The sequence below is a fragment of the Geothrix fermentans DSM 14018 genome (assembly GCF_000428885.1).
Lineage (GTDB): Bacteria > Acidobacteriota > Holophagae > Holophagales > Holophagaceae > Geothrix > Geothrix fermentans.
Map to the genome: position 1 here is coordinate 1 of NZ_AUAU01000027.1, position 21,092 is coordinate 21,092.

Consider the following 21,092-nt stretch of genomic DNA (forward strand, 5'->3'; position numbering starts at 1 on the left):
CGAAGCTGGTCCAAGCTGTCTGCGAGGCCCAAGACATCCGGCACAGCTTCACCCGGCCTTACCGCCCTCAGACCAACGGCAAGGCCGAACGGTTCATCCAGACAGCCCTTCGCGAGTGGGCCTACCGCCTGGCCTACCAATCCTCAGAACAGCGGAGCCAAGCCCTCAAAGCCTGGCTCCACCACTACAATCACCACAGGTCCCACTCAGCCCTCGGCGGTCTCGCCCCCGCTCAAAAGCTGAACAACGTCCTTGGCCGCGACACCTAGAGCACGCTGGTCTCTGATTTCGTGCCCGGATCGTGAAATTTCCGCTCTAATGAAGCGGATGATTCGACGTTTACCGATGGTGTTGCGCGTTGGCCTCGCCCTGTTCCTGGCAGGCCCCGGATGGGGTGCCGCCCCGGCCCAAATCCCAACCCAGATCCCGGCCCGGGCCCATGCGCACCGCCTGGAGGTGGCCGACGGCCAGGGCGGCTGGCGGCCGTTCTACGTCAAGGGCGTGAACCTGGGCGCAGCCCTGCCCGGCCGGCACCCCACCGAGTTCCCCGACCGGGCCACCTACGACGGGTGGATCCGGGAGATGGCCGAGGCGGGCTTCAACACCGTCCGCGTCTACACCATCCACCCGCCGGCCTTCTACGAGGCCCTCCGCGCCCACAACCTCGCGGCCCCGAAGCCGCTGCGGCTCATCCATGGCGTCTGGACCGAACCGCCTCCCCGCGGCGACTTCCAGGACCCGGCTTGGCTGGCGGCGTGGCACCGGGAGATGGAGGACGTGGTGCAGGTCATTCACGGCCGGGCCCGCCTCCCCAGGCGCCCCGGCCACGCCGCCGGCGCCTACGGGGCCGACGTCAGCCCCTGGACCCTGGCCGTGATCCTGGGCCGCGAGTGGGAATCCTCCAGCGTCGTGGCCTTCAACCACCGCCATCCGGGCGAGTCGGACTGGTCCGGCCGCTTCGTCACCCTGCGGGGGGGCCACGCCATGGAGCGCTTCCTGGCCCGGAGCCTGGACCGCTTCCTCGCCCTCGAGTGGGACCAGTACCGCGCCCAGCGCCCCGTCGCCTTCACCAACTGGCCCACCCTGGATCCCCTCTTCCACATCACGGAATCCACGGAGGCGGAGGAGCACGCCCTGCGCCGGAAAGCGGGCCAGGCCAGCGGCCCGCCGAGCCCCGCGGCGGAGGACGAGGACGCCGTGGGCCTGGACATGGAGAAATTCAGCGGCACGCCCCTCCTCCAGGCGGGCCTCTTCGCCAGCTACCACGCCTATCCGTACTACCCCGACTTCATGAACCTGGATCCCAGCTACGCCCAGGCGCGGGACCACCTGGGGCCCAGCAACTATGCGGGCTACCTCGCGGACCTGGTGAAGCACCACACCCGCCATCCCGTGCTCATCGCCGAGTTCGGCGTGCCCTCCTCGCGGATCGTGGCCCACTGGCAGCCCCAGGGCCTGACCCACGGGGGCCAGGGCGAGCGGGAGCAGGGGGAGCAGGACGCCCGCCTCCAGCGGAACATCTACGACGCCGGCTGCGCCGGGGGCGTGCTCTTCGCCTGGATGGACGAGTGGTTCAAGCAGAACTGGCTCACCCTGCCCTTCGAGCGGCCGGTGGAACGGAAGCCCCTCTGGTACAACCCCATGGACGCCGAGGAGAACTACGGCCTCATCGCCTGCCGTCCCGGGGCCAAGGGCCCCTCCATCCTCATCGACGGCAAGGCCGGGGACTGGGGCCGGGTTCCCGCCTACCTCGAAGGCGGGGGCCTCACCCTGAAGGCGCGGGCGGACGAGGGCTGGCTCCACCTGGGCCTGTTCTTTCCACACCCCCTGGATTTCTCGAAAGAGGCCGTCCTGGTGGGCCTCGACACCGTGGATCCCCGGCGGGGGGACCACCGGATCCCCTGGACGGGCGGGCTCCGCAGCGAGGCGGGGCTGGAGTTCGTGGCGCTCTTCCAGGGACCGGACCGCACCGGCCTGTTCGTGGACGCGCCCTATGCCGTGTCCGAGTACCGGTTCCGGCCGGACCGGAGCCACCGCAGCCTCGCCAACGACCAGGGCCGCTTCGTCCTGCCCACGGCCAAGAGCAACCACCCCCGGGTCGGCCGCGACGGGACGCGGTTCCCGGGCCACAGCACCGAGATCGGCTGGCTCCGCCAGGGCACCCAGGACCGCACCGACCCTGCCTTCGACTCCCGGGCCGAGTGGCAGTCGGGGCGCACCGCCGATGGGCGCGGCTTCATCGAGGCGCGGATCCCCTGGACGCTCCTCCATGTCACGGATCCCAGCAGCCGGAGGGTCCTGGACGATCCGGGGGGCACGGCCCCTGGCGCCGGAGGCACGACTGTCACTCCCGGGTTCAGATTCGTGCTGCTGGTCCTGGATGCCGACATGCCTCTCGGGGAGAGTGCCGGGACGCCCCGCCTCACCCTCCCCGCCGCCCGCCGGGGGCGCCTGCCCCTGCCGCCCCTCTTCACCTGGGAGACCTGGAAACAGCCCACCTTCCACCGCTTCCGCAAGCAGTCCTTCGCCCTCTACCAGAAGGCCCTGGCCGACACCCCCGACGAACCGAGGACGCCCCGATGATCCACGCCGCCCCGCCCGCCCTGCAGCAGCCCGCTCCGGCTCCGGATGCCGCCGCCCTCCTGAGGCAGGCCCGGGAGCTGCGCTCGCAGAAGCGGTTCGCCGAGGCCGTGGCGGTCTACACCCGGATGCTGGACCTCTGGAAGGACCAGCCCGAGGCCCTGCTGGAGCGGGGCCGGACCCTGAGCTGGATGAAGCGCTACGACGAGGCCATCCGCGACCTGAAGCGCCACGGGGAGGTCCACCCGGAACTGGCGGCGGAATCCGAGCCGGTCCTGGCCCGGGTGACCGCCTGGTCCGGGCGCTTCCGGGAGGCCGTGGCGATCCTCCAGCCCCAGGTCGCCAAGGGGGATCGCCAGGCCACCCTGGACACGGCCACCTACCTGAGCTGGGACGGCCAGCTGGACCGGAGCCTGGCCCTGACCGGCGAGTGGCTCAAGGGCCACCCCGCCGACCACGACTTCCTCATCCTTCGGGGCCGGGTGCTGGGCTGGCGGGGCCTGCACGACCAGGCGCGCCGGACCTACGAGGAGGCCCTCCGGAGGACGCCCGGCGATGGCCCCGCCCTCCTGGGGCTCGCCCAGCTGGACCTCTGGGCCGGGGATCCCGAGGGCGCGGAGCGCCGCATGGGCGGCCTGGGGCCCGAGGCCGCCAGAAGCCCGGAGGCCGAGCTCATGCGCGCCCAGGTGGACCAGCGCCTGGGCCGCCGCCGCCGGGCGCGGGCCCGGACCGAGGCCCTGCTGGACCAGCCGGACATGCGCGAGGAGGCCCAGTCCCGGCTCTGGGGCTTCGCCGACGCCCAGGGTCCCTGGATCGAGCTCTCCCAGGTCCGCACCGATTCCAACGAGGGCCTGCGCGCCCAGGCTCAGCGGGTGGACGCAGCCCTCCCCTTCTTCGACGGCACCCTGCGCCTGGGCGGGGCCTGGGACCTGCTGGACCAGAGCGGCCAGGGCGAGCGCAAGCCCCGGGAGTGGTCGCTGGGGATCACCCACCCCCTGGGCACCCGCCTCACGGCCTCGGCCCAGGTGGGCCGGGTGGACGACGTGGGCGGCGAAGCCGCGGGCTTCCACAGCTTCTCCCTCGGATGGCGCGCGGCCCCGGGCCTGAACCTGGTGCTGTCCCACACCTTCGCGCCCAGCCTGGCCACGCCCCGGGCGGTGGATCTCCGCACCTTCACCCGGGCCTGGGGCCTGGGCGGGGCCTGGGTCTTCAACCAGACCCTCGATCACGTGACCCTGTCCCTGGACCGGGGCTTCCTCTCCGCCGACGCCGCCCGGAAGGGCCTCCGTCTGGAGGGCGGGCACCGCTTCCCCTTCGCCGGCGGCGAGGCGCGCGCCGGTCTGGCCACCCGCCTCGTCGACCAGGACCGCAGCCTGCGCATCGGCTACTTCAACCCCGAGCGCTACCGGTACTACGGGGCCACCGCCGGGGCCTCCCTGCGGCACGAGGAACGGTGGGAGCTGGCCCTGGACGCCTGGGGCGGGCGGCAGACCGTGAACCGGACCGCCAGCCAGTTCACCTGGGGCTACACCCTGGCGGGCACCTGGACGCCCGGCGGTTCGGCCATCGCCCTCTTCGCCTCCTGGGACCAGAGCGTGGCGGGCCTGCCCATCGCGGACCCCCTGGACCCCACCAGCTACCGGGACCACACGCTCCGGTTCGGGATCCGGGTCCGCGGAAGCCGATGGATCTGGTGAAAGGGGGTAGACTTTTTCCGATGACCCGACATTGGCCAGCTCACACAACGGTCCTGGTGGTGGAAGACGATGCCGCGACCGCGAAGATCATCCAGGTCCGCCTGGAGATGGAGGGGCTGAGGGTCCTCGTGGCGACCAACGGCATGGACGCCCTGGAGATCTTCCAGCGCGAGGCCGTCGACCTGGTCGCCACCGACCTCATGATGCCGGCCATGAACGGGTTCCGGCTGGTGCAGGAGGTGCGGGACCTGCCCCCCCCCAAGGGCCGCGTGCCCATCCTCCTTCTCTCCAGCAACCACAGCGAGCAGGACATGGTGCGGTGCCTGGCGGCCGGAGCCGACGACTACATGGCCAAGCCCATCTCCGTCCAGGTGATGGTGGAGCGGCTCTGGCGGCTCTACGAACGCTCCCATCGGGCGGGGTGAGCCATCCTCCCCATCCGCATCCCCCACCACCTCCTGCTGCCCATCCTTCAGTGGGCGACGCTCATCCTGGTCGCCCTCGTGGCCGGCCTGATCCTGGTCGGCGCGGTCATGCAGTACCGCCAGGACCGCAGGAACCGGTACCGCATCGCCCGCTACCAGGCCTGGGAGACCCGGCTCTCGGACTTCCTCTTCCGGAAGGGGTACGAGCATGGGGACTTCGGGCCGGTGGCCTGGGCGGACCGCTGGCTCTTCAGGGACTTCCTGGCCCGCTACCAGTCCAGCATCGCGGGCGAGGAATCCGAGCTGCTCCGCGGCCTCTACCTGGACATCGGCCTCCATGCCTCCCTGCCCCGCCGGCTGCGGGACCGGGACCCCAGGGTGCGGGCCCAGGCCGCCAAGGAGATCGGGGCCTTCCGGCTGGACGAGCCCTCGGAGCACGTGGCGCCGCTGGCGGCGGAGCGGCCCTGGCGCTGGAAGCCCGGCCTCCGCCTGGAGGGCTACCTCGACCGGGTCCTGCCCCTGCTGGACGACCCCGTCCCCTACGTGGCCCACACCGCCGCCCTCACCCTCACCCAGAGCCGGAACCTGAGGTACGCCGCGCCGGTGGTGGCCTGGGTCATGCGGGAGGAGCTCTACCAGCGGGAGCGGCTGCTCCGGGTGCTGGAAGGCTTTGGTCCCGGCCTGCTGCCCTGGATGAAGGACAACCTGGAATCCCCGGACCAGAACCCAGGGCCCTGGATCCTCTTCGCCCTGCTGGCGGGCTCCCACCGGCACCGGGAGTCCCAGCCGCGCCTGCTGTGGCTCCTCGACATCCCGAATGTGGACCTGCGCGCCTCGGTCCTCAAGGCCCTCATCATCCTCGCGGACCCGGCCATCTACCCCAGGGTGCTGGCCTTCGCCACCAGCCCCGCCTGGGAGATCCGGACCCAGGTCGCCCGGGCCCTGGGCGTGCTGGGGGGACCCTCGGCCGTTCCGGACCTGATGCCCCTGATGGCCGATCCCGTGTTCGAGGTGCGCCGCAACGCCGCCCAGAGCCTCGTGGACCTGGGCCATGCCGGGGTCTCGGCCCTGACCTGGCTGGCGGAGGATCCCAAGGCGGACCGGTTCGCCCGCGACATGGCTCGGGAGCGGCTCGAATGGGCCGATGAACGGGGGCACCTGTGACCTTCCGCGCCTTCGCCACCGGCTTCGCCGAGTGGGGCATCCTCCTCTACTTCCTCGCCATGCAGCTCACGACCCTGTCGCTGATCCTGCGGGCCTTCTTCTCCATACGCGGCTACCTGGACGCCGTGCGGATCGACCGCCTCGACACGGCCTTCGAGACCAGCCACTACAAGCCCATCACGCTCATCTGCCCGGTCTTCAACGAGGAGGCCGGCGTGGTGCCCAGCGTCAACAGCCTCATCAGCCTGCGCTACCCGGAGTTCCAGGTGGTGGTGGTGAGCGACGGCAGCACGGACACCACCCTCGCGCGCCTGGTCAAGGCCTTCAAGCTCCAGCCGAGCCAGCGCGTCGTGCGCCACCTGCTGCCCACCCAGGAGGTGCGCGGCATCTACGAGAGCGCCTACGTGCCCAACCTGGTGGTGGTGGACAAGGCCAACGGCGGCAAGGCCGACGCCCTGAACTGCGGCATCAACCTGGCCCGCTATCCGCTGGTCTGCTGCATGGACGGGGACAGCCTCCTGGAGAACGACGCCCTCCTGCGCATCGCCCGGCCCTTCATGGACCGGCCCGACATGGTGGCCTCCGGGGGCGTGGTCCGGCCCGTGAACGGCTGCAAGGTGACCCCCATGGGCATCCGCGGCATCTTCCTCCCGGATTCCTGGCTGGCCCGGTTCCAGATCGTGGAGTACCTGCGGGCCTTCCTCTTCGCCCGCGTAGGCCTGGCCTCGCTGGACACCATGTTCATCGTCAGCGGCGCCTTCGGCGTGTTCCGCAAGGACGTGGTGGTGGCGGCCGGGGGCTTCGAGACCGCCACCATCGGCGAGGACTTCGAGCTGGTGGTGCGCCTCCACCGCTGCCTGCGGGACTGGAAGCGCCCCCACCACATCACGCTGGTGCCCGATCCCGTCTGCTGGACCGAGGTGCCCGAGGACTTCCGGGGCCTGGGCCGCCAGCGCAACCGCTGGCAGCGCGGCCTGCTGGAGACCCTGTGGCGGCACAGGCGCATGTGGTTCAACCCGAAGTACGGCCGCATCGGGCTCTTCTCCATGCCCTATTTCCTGCTCTTCGAGGCCCTGGCCCCCGTCATCGAGGTGGGCGGCTACCTCATGTTCGCCTGGTCCCTCTGGACCCGCTCGGTCAACGCCGACTTCGCCATCCTGTTCGTCTACGTGGCCCTGCTCCTGGGCGTGCTGAACTCCGTGGTGGCCGTGGTGCTCCAGGAGATCAGCGGCCATCGCTACCAGGGGCTCAAGGCCTGGATCCTGCTGATCTTCGCGGCGGTGGTCGAGAACTTCGGCTACCGGCAGCTGACCCTCTGGTGGCGCCTGCGGGGCATCTTCGACTGGATCCGCGGCAAGGACAGCTGGGGCCACCTGAAGCGCAAGGGCCTCACGGCGCAGCCGGTGCCGGAGGGGCCCCCTCCGCCAGCCCGGGCTTGACGGATGGTTGTCGTCAGACCATTCTGACTTCTCGATCTTTGGCAGTCCGATAGCGCTATCCAGAAAGGTGGAGGGAAAGGCCCTGCGAAACCTTGGCAACCTGCGACAGCAAGGTGCCAATTCCTGCCCCCGGCGCGTCCGGGGGGAAGATACCGAATGACTCAGACTGACCCGAGACCCCCTGGATGCCGATGACGGACGGCCGCCTCCAGGCGCATCCATGACCCATCCCACCTTCCAGCAGGCCCTCGACGGGGGCGAGTGCTTCCTCTTCGACGGGAGCACGGCCACGGCCCTGCACGACCGCGGCATCACCCTCCAGCGCAGCTTCGAGGAGTGCAACCTCAAGGCGCCGGACCTGCTGCTGGCCATCCATGGCGAGTTCCTGGCGGCGGGCGCCCAGGTGCTCACCACCAACACCTGGGGCGCCAACCGGCTCAAGCTCGCCGCCCGCGGACTGGAGGGCCAGCTGGACGCCATCAACCGCGAGGGGGTGGCCCTGGCGAAGCAGGCCATCGCCCAGCAGGGCAGCCGGGCCTGGGTGGCGGGCTGCATCGGCCCCCTGGGCGTGCGGATCGAGCCCTGGGGGCCCACGTCCTTTGACGAGGCCCGGGCCCTCTTCCGCGAGCAGGCCCAGCCGCTGGTCGAAGCGGGGGTGGACCTCCTGGTGCTCGAGGGATTCGAGGACCTGAACGAGGTCCATCAGGCCATCCTGGCCGCCAAGGAGGCCGGGAGCCTCCCGGTCGCCGCCCTGATGACCACCAACGATGACGGCCAGGCCCTCTTCGGCGCGGAACCCGAGTGGTTCATCAAGCAGCTGGACACCTGGGGCGCGGACCTGGTGGGCCTCATCGGCGGCAACGGGCCGGCGCCCCACCTGCGCCTGCTGGAGCGCCTGAAGTCGGTGACCGCCAAGCCCATCGTCCTCCAGCCGAACCCGGGCCTGCCCCACCAGGTGGACGGCCGCCTCATCTACGGGGCCAGCCCCGAGTACCTGGGCGGCTTCGCGGCCCGCGCCCTGGCGGCGGGGGCTCGCGCCGTGGGCGGGTGCAGCGGCACCACGCCCGCCCATATCCGCGCCATGCGGGGCTCCTTTCGCCAGGAGCGGGCCTTCGTGCAGGGCGGAGGCGGCTTCGAGCTGAAGCCCCACGAGCAGCCCCAGCCGGAAGTCCCCTTCGCCTACCGCAGCCGCTTCAGCCTCAAGCTGGCCCAGGGCGAGTTCACCCACACCGTGGAGCTGGTGCCGCCCAAGGGCATGGAGTACGACAAGCTCGTGGCCAAGACGCGCCAGTGCCGGGCCCTGGGCGTGGACGCCATCAACGTGCCCGACGGCCCCCGCGCCATGGCCCGCATGTCGGCCCTGGCCACGGCCCTCATCATCGAGCAGCAGGTGGGGCTGGAGACCATCCTCCACTACGCCTGCCGCGACCGGAACCTGCTGGGCATGCAGAGCGACCTGCTGGGAGCCGCCGGCCTGGGCCTGCGGAACATCCTGGCCGTCACCGGCGATCCTCCGAAGCTGGGCCCCTACCCCCAGGCCACGGCGGTCTTCGACGTGGACGCCATCGGCCTCGTGAACATGCTCAAGCGCCTGAACACGGGCCTCGACCTGGGCGGCGCCAGCATCGGCAAGCCCACCTCCTTCAGCGTGGGCGTGGGCGCCAACCCCGTGGCCCCGGATCCGGAGCGCGAGAAGGCCCGCTTCCGCTACAAGGTGGAGGCCGGCGCCCAGTGGGCCATCACCCAGCCCGTCTTCGACGCCGACAGCCTCTTCCGCTTCCTCGATTTCGCGGAGACCGTGGCCCCGGGCCTGCCCGTCATCGCGGGCATCTGGCCCTTCAAGAGCCTGCGCAACGCCGAGTTCATGGCCAACGAGGTGCCCGGCGCCTACGTGCCTCCCACCGTGCTCGCCCGCATGGCCAAGTGGCCCACGGCCGAGGACCAGGTCAAGGAGGGCCTGGCCATCGCCCAGGAGGTCATCGCGACCATCCGCCCCCGCATCCGCGGCCTCCAGCTCAGCGCCCCCTTCGGCCAAGTGGAACTCGTCGCGCCGCTGCTGCCGAAACGGGAGGTCGCATGAGCGTGAAGGTCCACTTCCTCCTGGAGGATCTGCTGGTGGAGGCGCCGGAGGGGACGCCGCTGCAGGCCATCGCCGATGCCGCCGGCGCCGACATCACCTTCGGCTGCCGCACGGGCTCCTGCGGCACCTGCCGGGTGCGCGTGGCCGAGGGCCTGGACCGGTGCAGCGACATGGGCGCCGAGGAGCGGGACTTCCTGAAGGGCCTGGACGCGCCCCCCGACCAGCGCCTGGCCTGCCAGGTGACCGTCCAGGGGGACGTCGATATCGAATACCTGGGTCTTTAGCCACGGATGAACACAGATGAACACGGATAAGCATTCGCGAGGACAACGCCTCATGCGCGAGCCAGTTCTTCGCTCTTCCATCTGGGTTCATCCGTGTTCATCCGTGGCGAATTAAGGGCTTAGCCATGACCACCCTCGACACGCTCCTCCGCGACAAGGTGCTGCTGCTGGACGGCGGCATGGGGACCCAGATCTTCGCCCGCTCTCCCACCCTGGAGGACTACGGCGGCGCGGCGCTTGAAGGCTGCGTGGACCTGCTCACGGAGCGCCGCCCCCAGTGGATCCGCGAGATCCACGAGAGCTACTTCAAGGCCGGAGCCGACGCCGTGGAGACCAACACCTTCGGGGCGAACCCGCTGGTGCTGGGCGAGTTCGGCCTCTCGGACAGGGCCTACGCGCTGAACGTGCAGGCTGCCTCCCTCGCCCGGGAGGTGGCCCGCAGCTTCGACCGGCCCCGCTTCGTCATCGGTTCCGTGGGCCCGGGCACCAAGCTCATCACGCTCGGCCACGTGGGCTACGCGGAGCTGCTGGCCTCGTACCGCGTTCAGATGGAGGGCCTGCTGGATGGCGGCGCCGATGCCGTCCTCATCGAAACCTGCCAGGACCTGGGCCAGATCAAGGTGGCCGTGCGGGCCGCCAGGGAAGCCATGGCCGCGAAGCGGCGCCGGGTCCCGCTCTGGGTCCAGGCCACCGTGGAGACCACGGGCACGCTGCTGGTGGGCTCGGACATCGCCGCCGTGCTCACCAGCGTGGAACCGCTCGGCATCGACGTGCTGGGCCTCAACTGCGCCACGGGCCCCGACGAGATGCACGCCCACCTCCAGACCCTCTCGGAAGCCAGCCCCTTCCGCATCAGCTGCCTGCCCAATGCGGGCCTGCCGGTGAACGTGGACGGCCAGGTGGTCTACCCCCTCCACCCTGCTGCCTTCGCCCCCAAGGTGCTGCACGCGGCCTCGGAGTTCGGACTCGCCATCGTGGGCGGCTGCTGCGGCACCACGCCGGACCACATCGAGGCGCTGGCCGCCGGCGTGGAGAAGCTGAACCCGCCGAAGCGCACGCCGAAGCTTGAGCGCAGCGCCGCCAGCCTCTACCAGAGCGTGGCCCTCCGGCAGGAGCCCGCGCCCCTCATCGTGGGCGAGCGGACGAACGCGAACGGCTCCAAGAAGTTCCGCGACCTGCTGGCCGCCGAGGACTGGGACGGCATGATCGCCCTGGCCAAGGAGCAGCAGAAGGAGGGCGCCCACCTGCTGGATCTCTGCGTCGCCTACGTGGGCCGCGACGAGGTGCGCGACGCGGACGAGCTGCTGGGCCGGCTGGCCACCCAGATCACCCTGCCCCTGATGATCGACAGCACCGAGGTGCCGGTCATCGAGCGGGCCCTCCAGCGCAGTCCCGGCAAGTGCGTGGTGAACTCCATCAACTTCGAGGATGGCGAAGGCAAGGCCCGGAAGATCCTGGACCTGTGCAAGACCTACGGCGCCGCCGTGGTGGCCCTCACCATCGACGAGCGGGGCATGGCCAAGACCCGCGAGGAGAAGCTGGCCGTGGCGAAGCGCCTGCACGCCCTGGTCGTGGACGAGTACGGGATGGATCCCGGCGACCTCATCATCGATCCCCTCACCTTCACCCTGGGCAGCGGCGACGAGGAGTTCCGCGGCTCCGCCGTGGAGACCCTGGAGGCCCTGAAGCTCATCAAGGCCGAGCTGCCCGGCGTCATGACCATGCTCGGCGTGAGCAACGTGAGCTTCGGCCTGAACCCCGCGGCCCGCCACGTGCTCAATGCGCTGATGCTCTACCACGGCGTGAAGCACGGCCTGGACCTGGCCATCTTCAACGCCTCGAAGGTGCTGCCCGTCGCCAAGATCGACTCCGAGGACCGCCGCATGGTCGAGGACCTGATCTTCGATCGGCGTGCGGACGGCTACGATCCCCTCAAGGCCGTGCTGGCCCGCTTCAGCGACCGCAAAGCCAGCCTCGCCGACGACCGCCGCGCCGACCTGCCGGTGCTGGAGCGCCTGCATCGCGGTATCCTCGACGGCGAGAAGCAGGCCATCCTGGCGGACGTGGATGAGGCTCTGAGGGACCACGACCCCCTGAAGCTCATCAACGAGGTGCTGCTGGGGGCCATGAAGGTGGTGGGCGAGCGCTTCGGGGCCGGCGAGATGCAGCTGCCCTTCGTGCTGGAGAGCGCCGAGGCCATGAAGGCCGCCATCAAGCGCATCGAACCGCACCTGCCCCGGGAATCCACCTACCAGAAGGGCCGCATCCTGCTGGCCACCGTGAAGGGCGACGTCCACGACATCGGCAAGAACCTGGTGGACATCATCCTCAGCAACAATGGCTTCGAGGTGCGGAACCTGGGCATCAAGCAGCCCATCGAAGCCATCCTCAAGGAACTGGAGGCCTGGCCCGCGGACGCCATCGGGCTCTCGGGCCTGCTGGTGAAGTCCACGGTCATCATGAAGGAGAACCTGCACTTCCTGGAGGAGCAGGCCCAGCGCGTGCCCGTCATCCTGGGCGGCGCGGCCCTCACCCGCGACTACGTGGAGGGCGACTGCCGGCGCTCCTACTCGGGGGCGGTGCTCTACGCGGAGGATGCCTTCGAGGGGCTGCGGCACATGCAGGCGCTGGTGTCCGGCGACAGCGTCGTTCCGGCGCCGGCTCCAGCCGCATCCGCGGCTGGAGAAATCAAAATCATCAAACGAGGAGCAGCCTCGGTTCCGCTCACGGAAGCGGGGCAGAGCAGCTGGGTGCGCCAGGATGCGCCAACGCCGCAGCCGCCCTTCTGGGGGGTGCGGGAGCTGGCGGACGCGCCGATCGACCTGTTCGAGTTCCTGGACGAGTTCGCCCTGGTGCGGAACCGCTGGGGCTTCAGCCAGGGCGCGCAAAGCGACGAAGCCTTCGCCGCCGTGCTGCGGGACAAGGCCGAGCCCCAGCTTGCCGCCTGGAAGGCGCGCCTGGCCGCGGCCCCGCTCTTCCAGCCGAAGGCCCGCTACGGCTACTTCCCCGTTCGGGCCGAGGGGGACGCGCTGCGTGTGCTCGATCCCGCGGATCGCACCCGGACCCTCGCCGTGCTCGGCTTCCCGCGCCAGGGAGCGGGTAGGAGGCTCTGCATCGCGGATTTCTTCAGGGCCGACCGAACCGATGTGCTGGCCCTCCAGCTCGTCACCCTGGGCCAAGCGGCCGCGGACCACGCGGCGAAGCTCTACCGGGAGGACGGCTACGCGGACTACTTCGCCTTCCACGGCCTGGCCACGGAGCTGACGGAGGCCTATGCGGAGCGGCTCCACGCCCGCATCCGCCGGGAGCTGAGCATCCACCACAAGGACCTTCCGGGCCGCGCCCTCTTCGCCCAGGGCTACCAGGGTTCGCGCTACTCCTACGGCTATCCCGCCTGCCCCGACCTCGAAGGCAACGGACCCATCCTCGACCTGTTGCGCGGCGCCGAGATCGGCGTCCACCTCAGCGACAGCCACCAGATGGATCCCGAGTACAGCACCAGCGCGCTCGTGGCCTGGCATCCCCAGGCGCGGTACTTCTCCGTCTAGGACCGCCTCACGTCGATGCGGTGGTCGTAGAAAGTGCTGCCGCCGCCGCGGTCTGTGAGCCGCTGGCTGGTGAGCGCGTTGACGGTGGCGCGTCCCTTGGAGAAGGCGGACCAGGCCACGCCTTCCACCACCGCGACGCCTTCCGGAACGCGCTCGGTGACCTCGGCGGTCAGGCGCACCTCCCCCCGGCCGTTGAAGGCTGTGACCTCATCACCACTGGAAATGCCGCGGGCGGCTGCGTCTCCGGCCGAAAGCCGGATCGTCGCCGCGACCTGCCGTGCCGGCAGGTCCTCCCGCTCCTGGAAGGTGCTGTTCAGGCTGTAGAGCGAGGGTGCCGTCACCAGGGCCAGGGGCTCCGGATCCCCCTCGGCGTGGCTGGGAAGGGGCCGGGGCAGGGGCTCGGGCTCCCTCGCGTTGAGGATCTCCACCTTGCCGCTGGGCGTGCCGAAGGGCGGCGGCAGAGCCGGCGGGCTCAGGCGGGCCGGGCGGCCCTCGGCGAGGGCGGCCCGCTCCGGGTCCGTGAGCCAGGGACTTGGATCGACCAGCAGGGCCTCGATGAGGTCGTCCTCGCTCTGCCTGAAGAAGGGCTCTTCGAGGCCCATGCGCTCCGCCAAGGCCTGGAAGGTCCGCCAGTTGGAGCGGGCCTCGCCCTGGGGCGGGAGGGCCGCCGCCACCTTCTGGACACCATAGTGGCCGTAGGCGCGGTAGAGGTCCGGATGCTCGAGGGAGCTGGTGGCGGGCAGCACCAGGTCCGCATAGCGGGCCGTGTCCGTGAGGAACCGCTCGTGGACCACGGTGAACAGGTCCTCCCGCAGCAGCCCCGCCCGCACGGCGCCCTGGTCCGGCGTCACCGCCGCGGGGTTGGAGTGGTAGACGTAGAGGGCCTTCACCGGCGGATCCATGGCGGGGTCCAGTGCCTCCCCCAGCCGGTTCATGTTCACCAGGCGCGTGGGGCCGGGCTGGAAGTCCTCTCTCAGGAGCTTCGCCATGGGGAAGACGCCGGCGGTGGACGTGCCCAGGAAGGCGCCGCCCGCGGGCTTGAGGTAGGCGCCCACCAGGGCCGGCAGGCAGAGGATGAGCCGCGTGGTCATGGCCCCGTTGCCGTAGCGCGTGATGCCGCCTCCCAGCTGGATCTGCGGATTCTCCGCGCGGCCGTAGGCCGCTGCGAAGGCGCGCAGCGTGGCCTCGTCCACACCGGTCTTCGCGGCCACCACCGCCGGCGGGTACTGGGGGAGCACCTCGCGGGCGAAGGCCTCGAAGCCCAGGACGTGGCGGTCCAGGAAGATGCGGTCGAGATCGCCGGCCTCCAGCAGGAGGTGCATGACACCCGCCGCCAGCACGCCGTCGGTGCCGGGCCGCACGAGGATCACGTGGTCGGCGTGGTCCGTGGTGGCGGTGCGGTAGGTCTCCACGGCCCACACTTTCGCACCGCGCCGCCGCGCCTCGCGCACCCGCTGGAAGCCGTGGAGGTTCGTGGCCAGGGCGTGGAGGCCCCAGAGCACCACCAGGTCCGCCCCCAGGACGGCCTCGGGATCGGGGGCCGGCGTGCTGCCCAGCACCGCGGCCAGGCCCGCGCCCTTGGCGGGCGTGCAGATGGTGCGGTCCAGGCGGGAGGCTCCGAGGCGGTGGAAGAAGGGGTGGCCGGCGTTCCGCTGCACCAGCCCCATGGTGCCCGCGTAGGAGTAGGGCAGGATGGCCTCGCCGCCCCACTGCCCGAGGATGTCCCTCCAGCGGGCGGCGATCTCGTCGAGGGTCTCCTCCCAGGAGACGGGCTCGAAGGCGCCCTCGCCCTTGGGCCCGACCCGGCGCAGCGGTGTCGTCAGGCGCAGATCCGAGTGCACGCTGCGCTCGTAGTGGGCCATCTTGGGACAGAGGGTGCCCCGGTTGTAGGGGTGGTCCGGATCCCCGCGGACCCCCACCGCACGGCCCGCCTCGACCTCCACCAGCATCCCGCAGGCGTCGGGGCAATCGAAGGGACAGACGGAACGCCGCAGCTCGGCCAAGGATCCCCCAGGGTGGCGGGCCGCGGCCCTCGTCCCACTATACGGCGGCGGGAATGCGATCCACCCCTGCGAAAGCCCCTTGACCCCGCCGGGGGGCCTGCCAGACTGAAAGCTGTCACGAGATCCTTGTCAGTTCCATAGCGAGTTATCCAGAAAGGTGGAGGGACGGGCCCTGTGAAACCTTGGCAACCTGCGAAAGCAAGGTGCCAATTCCTGCCGTGAGCGCGCGAGCGATTCATGGAGAGATGTCGAGCTGTGTCGAACTGACAACATGCCGAAGGGGCCCGAGCGATCGGGCCCCTTCGGCTTTTGCTTTTCCTGGACTTGCTTTGGACGACGAGGCCTCGGCCTTCCCAACCTGCCTTTCCAGGAGCCGCCATGAGCGCCACCCCCACGCCGAACCCAACCCCGCGTTTCGAGACCCTCGCCCTCCATGGAGGCCACGCCCCGGACTCGGACACCAAGAGCCGGGCCGTGCCCATCTACCAGACCACCAGCTACGTGTTCGACAGCACCGAGCACGGCGCGGCGCTCTTCAATCTGGAGGTGCCGGGGAACATCTACACCCGCATCATGAACCCCACCACCGCCGTGCTGGAGCAGCGCGTGGCCCAGCTGGAGGGCGGCATCGGGGCCTTGGCCACGGCCTCGGGCCAGGCGGCCATCACGCTCACGCTCACCACCCTGCTGCGGGGCGGCGACCACGTGGTGGCCGGCGATAACCTCTACGGCGGCACCTACAACCTCCTGAACCACACCCTGCCCCGCGCGGGCATCACCACCACCTTCGTGGACTCGACGAAGCCCGGGGCCTTCCGCGCCGCCCTGCGGCCCGAGACCCGCGCCATCTACATCGAGGCCGTGGGCAACCCCAAGCTGGATGTCCCCGACTTCGAGGCCATCGCCACCATCGCCCACGAAGCAGGCATCCCCCTCATCGTGGACAACACGCTGCCCAGCCCCTACCTGCTGAACCCCTTCAAGCTCGGCGCCGACATCGTCGTGCACAGCGCCACCAAGTACCTGGGCGGCCACGGCACCTCCGTGGCAGGCCTCATCGTGGACGGCGGCACCTTCGACTGGAAGGGCGGCAAGTTCCCCGAGTTCACCGAGCCCTTCGCCGCCTACCACGGCGCCGTGCTGGCGGACCTGGCGGGCCCGGCGGCCTTCATCACCAAGGCCCGCATCGAGGGCCTGCGCGACACGGGCGCGGCGCTGAGCCCCTTCAACGCCTTCCTCATCCTCCAGGGCGTCGAGACCCTGCACTTGCGCGTGGAGCGCCACGGCCAGAATGCCCTGGCCCTGGCCCAGTGGCTGGAGACGCATCCCAAGGTGGCCTGGGTGAACTACCCGGGGCTGCCCGGCAACGAGAACCACGCCGCGGCGGCCCGGTACTTCCGCAAGGGCGCGGGCTTCGGCGGCATCCTCACCTTCGGCGTGAAGGGCGGCCTGGCCGCGGGCAAGGCCGTCATCGACGCCGTGCAGCTCTTCTCGCGCCTGGCCAACCTGGGCGACGCCAAGAGCCTCATCATCCACCCCGCCACCACCACCCACGCGCAGCTGGCGGCCGAAGAGCGCGCGGCCACGGGCGTCACCGACGACCTGATCCGCCTCTCCGTGGGCCTCGAGCACATCGACGACCTCATCGGGGACCTGGACCAGGCCCTGGCGCAGGCCTAGGAGCGCCGCCATGCCCGTGAAAGTGCCCGACACCCTGCCCGCCCGCGGCGTCCTGGAGGCGGAGAACGTGTTCCTGATGGAGGAGCGCCGCGCCCTCCAGCAGGACATCCGGCCCCTGCGCATCGCCATCCTGAACCTGATGCCCACCAAGATCGCCACGGAGACCCAGCTGCTGCGCCTGCTGGGCAACACCGCGCTTCAGGTGGAGGTGACGCTGCTGCACATGGCCTCCCACGAGGCGAAGAACACCCCGGCGGAGCACCTGCTGGAGCACTACGTGTCCTTCGCCGAGGTCCGCGGACAGACCTTCGACGGCCTCATCGTCACCGGCGCCCCGGTGGAGACGCTGCCCTTCGAGGACGTGGACTACTGGCCGGAGCTGGCGCAGCTGCTGGACTGGGCCCGAACGCACGTGTTCTCCAGCCTCTTCATCTGCTGGGGCGCCCAGGCGGCCCTCCACCGCTACTACGGAGTCCCCAAGCATCCCCTGGCGGAGAAGGTGTTCGGCGTCTTCCCCCACCGGACGCTGGCGCGCCACGAGCGCATCGTGCAGGGCTTCGACGATGTCTTCTTCGCGCCCCACTCCCGCCACACGGAGACGCGCCGCGAGGACATCCTGGCGGAACCGAGGCTGGAACTGCTCGCCGAATCCGATGAGGCCGGCGTGTACCTCGTCCAGTCCCGGGACCGGCGGCTGGTCTTCGTGACGGGCCACTCGGAGTACGACCCGGGCACCCTCCAGGGCGAGTACGCCCGGGACCTGGGCAAGGGCCTGCCCATCGGCATCCCGAAGAACTACTTTCCCGGCGACGACCCCACCCGCGAACCCCTGGTGCGCTGGCGCAGCCACGCCAACTTGCTCTTCGCCAACTGGCTGAACTACTTCGTCTACCAGGAGGCCCCCTTCGACCTGGGCCTCCTCCCCGTGGAAGGGAGGCGGGCATGAAGGTCCTCAAATTTGGCGGCAGCTCCGTGGGCAGCGCCGAGGCCCTCCGCCGCGCCGCGGCCATCGTCCGGGAGGAACTGCCCGGCGGCGGCCTCGTGGTGGTGTCGGCCCTGCGCGGCACCACGGACCTCATCCTCGAGGCCTGCGCCGCCGCAGGCGGGGGGCGGCCCGACGAGGCCCGGGCCCGCCTCTCCACGATCCGGGAGCGCCATCGCGAGGTGGCCGGCGGGCTGGGCCTCCTGGCGGCGGTCGAGGCAGAGTGGGAGCCCCTCTTCACGCGGCTGGATCAGCTCCTCACGGGCATGGCCATGGTGGGCGAGGCCACGGCGCGAAGCCGGGATGCGGCCCTGGCCGTGGGCGAGACGCTCTCCGCCCACCTGGCGGCGGCCTGCTTCGGCGGGGCCTTCAAGGAAGTGCGAGACGTGATGCGGACCGATGCCCGCTTCGGCAAGGCCCGGCCCCAGCTCGCGGCCCTGCGCGAGGCCGCCGCCCCCTGGCGCGAGGCCCTGGCCGGCGGGGCCCTCTGGATCACCCAGGGCTTCCTGGGGGCCACGGTCGAGGGCCACACCACCACCCTGGGCAGGGGTGGCTCGGACACCAGCGCCACCCTGCTGGGCGAGGCCCTGGGAGCGGCCGAGGTGCAGATCTGGACCGACGTGGACGGCGTGCTCACGGCGGATCCCAGCCTGGTGCCCGGGGCCCGGCCCATCCCCCAGATGAGCCTGGGGGAGGCGGAGGCCCTCAGCGCCTTCGGAGCCAAGGTGCTCCACGCGGATTCCCTGGCTCCCGGCGGCCGGGCCGGCTTCCGCCTCGTGGTGGCCAACACCCTGCGCCCCGGCGCCTCCCGCACGGAGATCCTGCCGGCGCCGCCCCGCCGCGAGCCCGGTACCGTCACTTCCGTGGCCTACAAGGAGGGCCTCAGCCTGTTGCGCTTCCCGGCCTCCGAGGGGCTGGAGCCACCCCTGAAGGCGGCCCGGCGCCTGGAAGAGGCCGGGGCCCTGCGCTTCGGCCTGGTCTCGAGCCCGGCGGGCACCCTGCTGGCCGTGCGGCCGGACACCCCCGCCTCCCTCAGGATCCTGGAGGCCCTGGCGGCCTCCGGGCCGGAGCTGGAAACCGGCTGGGCCGTGGTGGCCCTGGTGGGCGAAGGCCTGCGGTCGGATCCCCTGGCGGCCCTGCGCCACCTGGCCACCCTCGGCCAGGAGCCCGTGGGCGGCCTCCTCACGGGCAGCAGCACGGTCTCCATCGCCTTCCTCGTGCCCGAGTCCCGCCTGGGGGAGCTGATCCCCCGGCTCCACGATCGCTGCGTGGAGGGACTCCGGGTCCACCCCAAGGCCGGGTGATCCGGCCTACTTCCCCGCCGGCTGGGCGCACCAGGGGCAGAACGACCAAGCCGGCTGGAGGGGTTCGCCGCACTTGGCGCAGGCCACGGGTTTCACGAAGGAGGCCAGGGGCGTCTTCCAGGTCAACGCCATGCCCGGGAAGGCGTCCACCTTCGCCAGCCGGAGGCTGATGGCCCCCCGACGCGTGGGGGAGGCCATCAGCGGCCCGCCATCCTGGCTCCGGCCCGGGAACACCAGCAACCGGAAGTCCTCCCGGCCCTTGGCCGAGAAGCCCTGGCGGACGGCGTTGAGGGTGGCCTCGACCTTGGCCGGGAGTTCCGTCAGCGGCTTCACGGACCGGCCGGACTCGTCCACCAGGGTGGCCAGGGCCCGGAGCTGGGAAGTACTGAGGGAAACCGGGCCATCCTCGCCCTTGGTCTTGGCCTGCACCATGAACACCGCGTAGTCCTTCAGAAAGGCCAGTTCCTTCTCCAGCTCCCTGGAATCGAGACCCGGCGCCTGCGTCATCCCGGCCGCGACGAAGAATTCCTGGGGCAGCCACATGGCCATGGCCTCCTTGTCCTTGCCCAGGTCCGTGCGCATCACCTCGAGGATCATGTCGTTCACATTCCCCGGACGACCGGCCTGGGCTTGGGCCTGAAGGGGAAGGGCAGCCAAGCCAAGGATGGCTGCCAGGAAGAGCAGGACGCGCATGGGGACCCCCGGGATGGACGGACAGTCCCAGGTGTACCACAACCCCGGACGGAGTCTTCCCGGCCTTTCCCGGCCTCAGCCCTGGCGCAGCAACCAGGCGGTGAGGCGGTGGTGGAAGTCCTCGGGATGCTCCAGGTCCGTGGGGCGCAGGCGGGCGGGATGGCCGGGATCCCCCATCAGGAGGGGGGCTTCGTCCACCAGGTTGGGCAGGCGGTGGCCATCCGGCAGGGACCAGAGGGCCCCGCGGCTCTCGTCCTCCCGGAACTGCGACGCCTGGCGTCGATCGCCCTGTGTCTCGCAGGCCATCTCTTTCCTCTGTGGAATCTAAAAGATAGGTCTGCCCGTCCCCTTGCGCCACCTGCCACCCCCCTGCGCCCCCCTTGGCGGGGCGCTTCGTGACCTGCGGCATTCAGTGCAGTCCTTCGCATGGTCCTGATTTTTCTGCGTCCACCTCTCAACACCGATGGAACCTGATGTCCACATGGATGAATCCGCGGGAGGCACTCTGCTCCGACCTTCCCGAGGACGTACATTTCCCCTGCGCTGGTACCTCCGGCGCGACAAGAAAAGGGGTGCGCCATGAGATCCCTCACTGAATGCCCCACCGAATCCCTGGAATGGTGGAGGACGGACACGGGGCCCCTGGGCTTCGAGCTCCGCTCCGGCGAAGGGACCTTCGCCACCCTCGCCTTCCTGGATGACGCGTGCATCCTGGCCCGCGTGGAGACCGCCGAGGGGACCTGGACCCTCAAGCACCTGGGGGTCATGAACCCGGTCGTGACCCTCCGCGAGGAAGGGGGGAAGGCCAACCTGGCCACCTTCCACCCCCACGCCTTCCGCCAGGGGCGGTTGGAGTTCCTGGACGGCGCCGTCTTCGACTGGGCCTGGGATCCCGCGGGGCTCGGCGGCATCTTCTCCGACCAGGGGGGCATGCCCCTGGTGCGGCTCCATGCCCGCACGGGGAGGGATCTCGCCTCCCCGCCGGGAATCGAGCATGGCGACGTGGACCTGAACTCGGCCCACTCGATCCGCTACCGGCACGCGGTCCTGGCCGCCTTCGGCTGGTACCTGATCCTCTTCGACCATCTGAAGGAACGGGACCAGGCCGCGGCGGAAACCGCGCTCCGGATGTAGAGCACCTAGCACCCCCCCACCGGACCGCGCGAGGGTCGCCGGGCGAGCGAGGCGAGGAACGCGAGGGAGGCTCCGGCTC

General features: G+C 70.7%; 16 protein-coding genes and 2 riboswitches. Of the genes, 13 read left to right on the top strand and 3 right to left on the bottom strand.

Annotation, left to right across the window (positions count from 1 at the left end; genetic code table 11):
- From G398_RS17475 to metH, 9 genes are all read left to right on the top strand, one after another.
- The coding region (locus G398_RS17475; RefSeq protein WP_043484595.1) for an integrase core domain-containing protein at positions 1-269 on the top strand (269 nt) is incomplete at its 5' end.
- 76 nt (positions 270-345) lie between these two features.
- Complete coding sequence (locus G398_RS17480; RefSeq protein WP_052571758.1) at positions 346-2,583, top strand: hypothetical protein; 2,238 nt, start codon at positions 346-348, stop codon at positions 2,581-2,583.
- A complete protein-coding gene (locus G398_RS21950; protein WP_026853406.1) occupies positions 2,580-4,277 on the top strand; it encodes a tetratricopeptide repeat protein in 1,698 nt (565 codons plus the stop codon). The genes G398_RS17480 and G398_RS21950 overlap by 4 nt, the downstream gene beginning before the upstream one ends.
- Before the next feature lie 59 nt (positions 4,278-4,336).
- The gene (locus tag G398_RS21075; protein WP_169720639.1) at positions 4,337-4,702 is read left to right on the top strand and encodes a response regulator transcription factor; all 366 of its coding nucleotides are present in this window, start codon (positions 4,337-4,339) and stop codon (positions 4,700-4,702) included.
- A 78-nt stretch (positions 4,703-4,780) separates the two neighbouring features.
- Complete coding sequence (locus tag G398_RS0109380; RefSeq protein WP_026853407.1) at positions 4,781-5,866, top strand: HEAT repeat domain-containing protein; 1,086 nt, start codon at positions 4,781-4,783, stop codon at positions 5,864-5,866.
- Entirely contained in the window at positions 5,863-7,305 is a 1,443-nt protein-coding gene (locus tag G398_RS17490; RefSeq protein ID WP_052571762.1) for a glycosyltransferase family 2 protein, read from the top strand. The genes G398_RS0109380 and G398_RS17490 overlap by 4 nt, the downstream gene beginning before the upstream one ends.
- A 52-nt stretch (positions 7,306-7,357) precedes the next feature.
- Positions 7,358-7,461, top strand: a riboswitch (SAM riboswitch).
- Positions 7,462-7,525: 64 nt separating this feature from the next.
- Positions 7,526-9,385: a bifunctional homocysteine S-methyltransferase/methylenetetrahydrofolate reductase gene (locus tag G398_RS17495; protein ID WP_043484598.1), complete on the top strand. Its 1,860-nt coding sequence runs from the start codon at positions 7,526-7,528 to the stop codon at positions 9,383-9,385.
- Positions 9,382-9,669 carry a 2Fe-2S iron-sulfur cluster-binding protein gene (locus G398_RS17500; RefSeq protein WP_052571763.1) on the top strand — a complete coding sequence of 96 codons (288 nt, stop codon included), beginning with the start codon at positions 9,382-9,384 and terminating at the stop codon, positions 9,667-9,669. Before G398_RS17495 ends, G398_RS17500 begins: the two co-directional genes overlap by 4 nt.
- Before the next feature lie 125 nt (positions 9,670-9,794).
- Positions 9,795-13,217: a methionine synthase gene (gene metH, locus G398_RS0109400; RefSeq protein WP_026853408.1), complete on the top strand. Its 3,423-nt coding sequence runs from the start codon at positions 9,795-9,797 to the stop codon at positions 13,215-13,217.
- On the opposite strand, the gene G398_RS0109405 is transcribed toward metH, so the two are convergent.
- A complete protein-coding gene (locus G398_RS0109405) occupies positions 13,214-15,220 on the bottom strand; it encodes a molybdopterin oxidoreductase family protein (protein WP_026853409.1) in 2,007 nt (668 codons plus the stop codon). The genes metH and G398_RS0109405 overlap by 4 nt on opposite strands.
- 142 nt (positions 15,221-15,362) lie before the next feature.
- A riboswitch (SAM riboswitch) is annotated at positions 15,363-15,472 on the top strand.
- 126 nt (positions 15,473-15,598) lie between these two features.
- Between G398_RS0109405 and G398_RS0109410 the strand changes: the two genes are divergently transcribed.
- The 3 genes from G398_RS0109410 to G398_RS17505 are packed head-to-tail and all read left to right on the top strand — an operon-like array spanning position 15,599 to position 19,186.
- The gene (locus G398_RS0109410; RefSeq protein ID WP_026853410.1) at positions 15,599-16,900 is read left to right on the top strand and encodes an O-acetylhomoserine aminocarboxypropyltransferase/cysteine synthase family protein; all 1,302 of its coding nucleotides are present in this window, start codon (positions 15,599-15,601) and stop codon (positions 16,898-16,900) included.
- Positions 16,901-16,910: 10 nt separating this feature from the next.
- The gene (metA, locus tag G398_RS0109415; RefSeq protein ID WP_026853411.1) at positions 16,911-17,846 is read left to right on the top strand and encodes a homoserine O-acetyltransferase MetA; all 936 of its coding nucleotides are present in this window, start codon (positions 16,911-16,913) and stop codon (positions 17,844-17,846) included.
- Positions 17,843-19,186, top strand: coding sequence for an aspartate kinase (locus G398_RS17505; protein WP_052571767.1), 1,344 nt, complete (start codon positions 17,843-17,845; stop codon positions 19,184-19,186). Before metA ends, G398_RS17505 begins: the two co-directional genes overlap by 4 nt.
- A 6-nt stretch (positions 19,187-19,192) precedes the next feature.
- On the opposite strand, the gene G398_RS0109425 is transcribed toward G398_RS17505, so the two are convergent.
- Positions 19,193-19,879 carry a zinc ribbon domain-containing protein gene (locus tag G398_RS0109425; RefSeq protein WP_026853412.1) on the bottom strand — a complete coding sequence of 229 codons (687 nt, stop codon included), beginning with the start codon at positions 19,877-19,879 and terminating at the stop codon, positions 19,193-19,195.
- A gap of 75 nt (positions 19,880-19,954) precedes the next feature.
- Entirely contained in the window at positions 19,955-20,185 is a 231-nt protein-coding gene (locus tag G398_RS0109430; protein ID WP_026853413.1) for a hypothetical protein, read from the bottom strand.
- A 273-nt stretch (positions 20,186-20,458) separates the two neighbouring features.
- Between G398_RS0109430 and G398_RS0109435 the strand changes: the two genes are divergently transcribed.
- A complete protein-coding gene (locus tag G398_RS0109435) occupies positions 20,459-21,013 on the top strand; it encodes a hypothetical protein (protein WP_026853414.1) in 555 nt (184 codons plus the stop codon).
- The last annotated feature ends 79 nt before the right edge of the window (positions 21,014-21,092 follow it).

Coding starts and splice junctions, on each gene's coding strand:
- G398_RS17480 (WP_052571758.1), top strand. CDS start 346: ATGGTGTTGCGCGTTGGCCTCGCCCTGTTCCTGGCAGGCCCCGGATGG.
- G398_RS21950 (WP_026853406.1), top strand. CDS start 2,580: ATGATCCACGCCGCCCCGCCCGCCCTGCAGCAGCCCGCTCCGGCTCCG.
- G398_RS17495 (WP_043484598.1), top strand. CDS start 7,526: ATGACCCATCCCACCTTCCAGCAGGCCCTCGACGGGGGCGAGTGCTTC.
- G398_RS17500 (WP_052571763.1), top strand. CDS start 9,382: ATGAGCGTGAAGGTCCACTTCCTCCTGGAGGATCTGCTGGTGGAGGCG.
- metH (WP_026853408.1), top strand. CDS start 9,795: ATGACCACCCTCGACACGCTCCTCCGCGACAAGGTGCTGCTGCTGGAC.
- G398_RS0109410 (WP_026853410.1), top strand. CDS start 15,599: ATGAGCGCCACCCCCACGCCGAACCCAACCCCGCGTTTCGAGACCCTC.
- metA (WP_026853411.1), top strand. CDS start 16,911: ATGCCCGTGAAAGTGCCCGACACCCTGCCCGCCCGCGGCGTCCTGGAG.
- G398_RS17505 (WP_052571767.1), top strand. CDS start 17,843: ATGAAGGTCCTCAAATTTGGCGGCAGCTCCGTGGGCAGCGCCGAGGCC.
- G398_RS0109425 (WP_026853412.1), bottom strand. CDS start 19,879: ATGCGCGTCCTGCTCTTCCTGGCAGCCATCCTTGGCTTGGCTGCCCTT.
- G398_RS0109430 (WP_026853413.1), bottom strand. CDS start 20,185: ATGGCCTGCGAGACACAGGGCGATCGACGCCAGGCGTCGCAGTTCCGG.
- G398_RS0109435 (WP_026853414.1), top strand. CDS start 20,459: ATGAGATCCCTCACTGAATGCCCCACCGAATCCCTGGAATGGTGGAGG.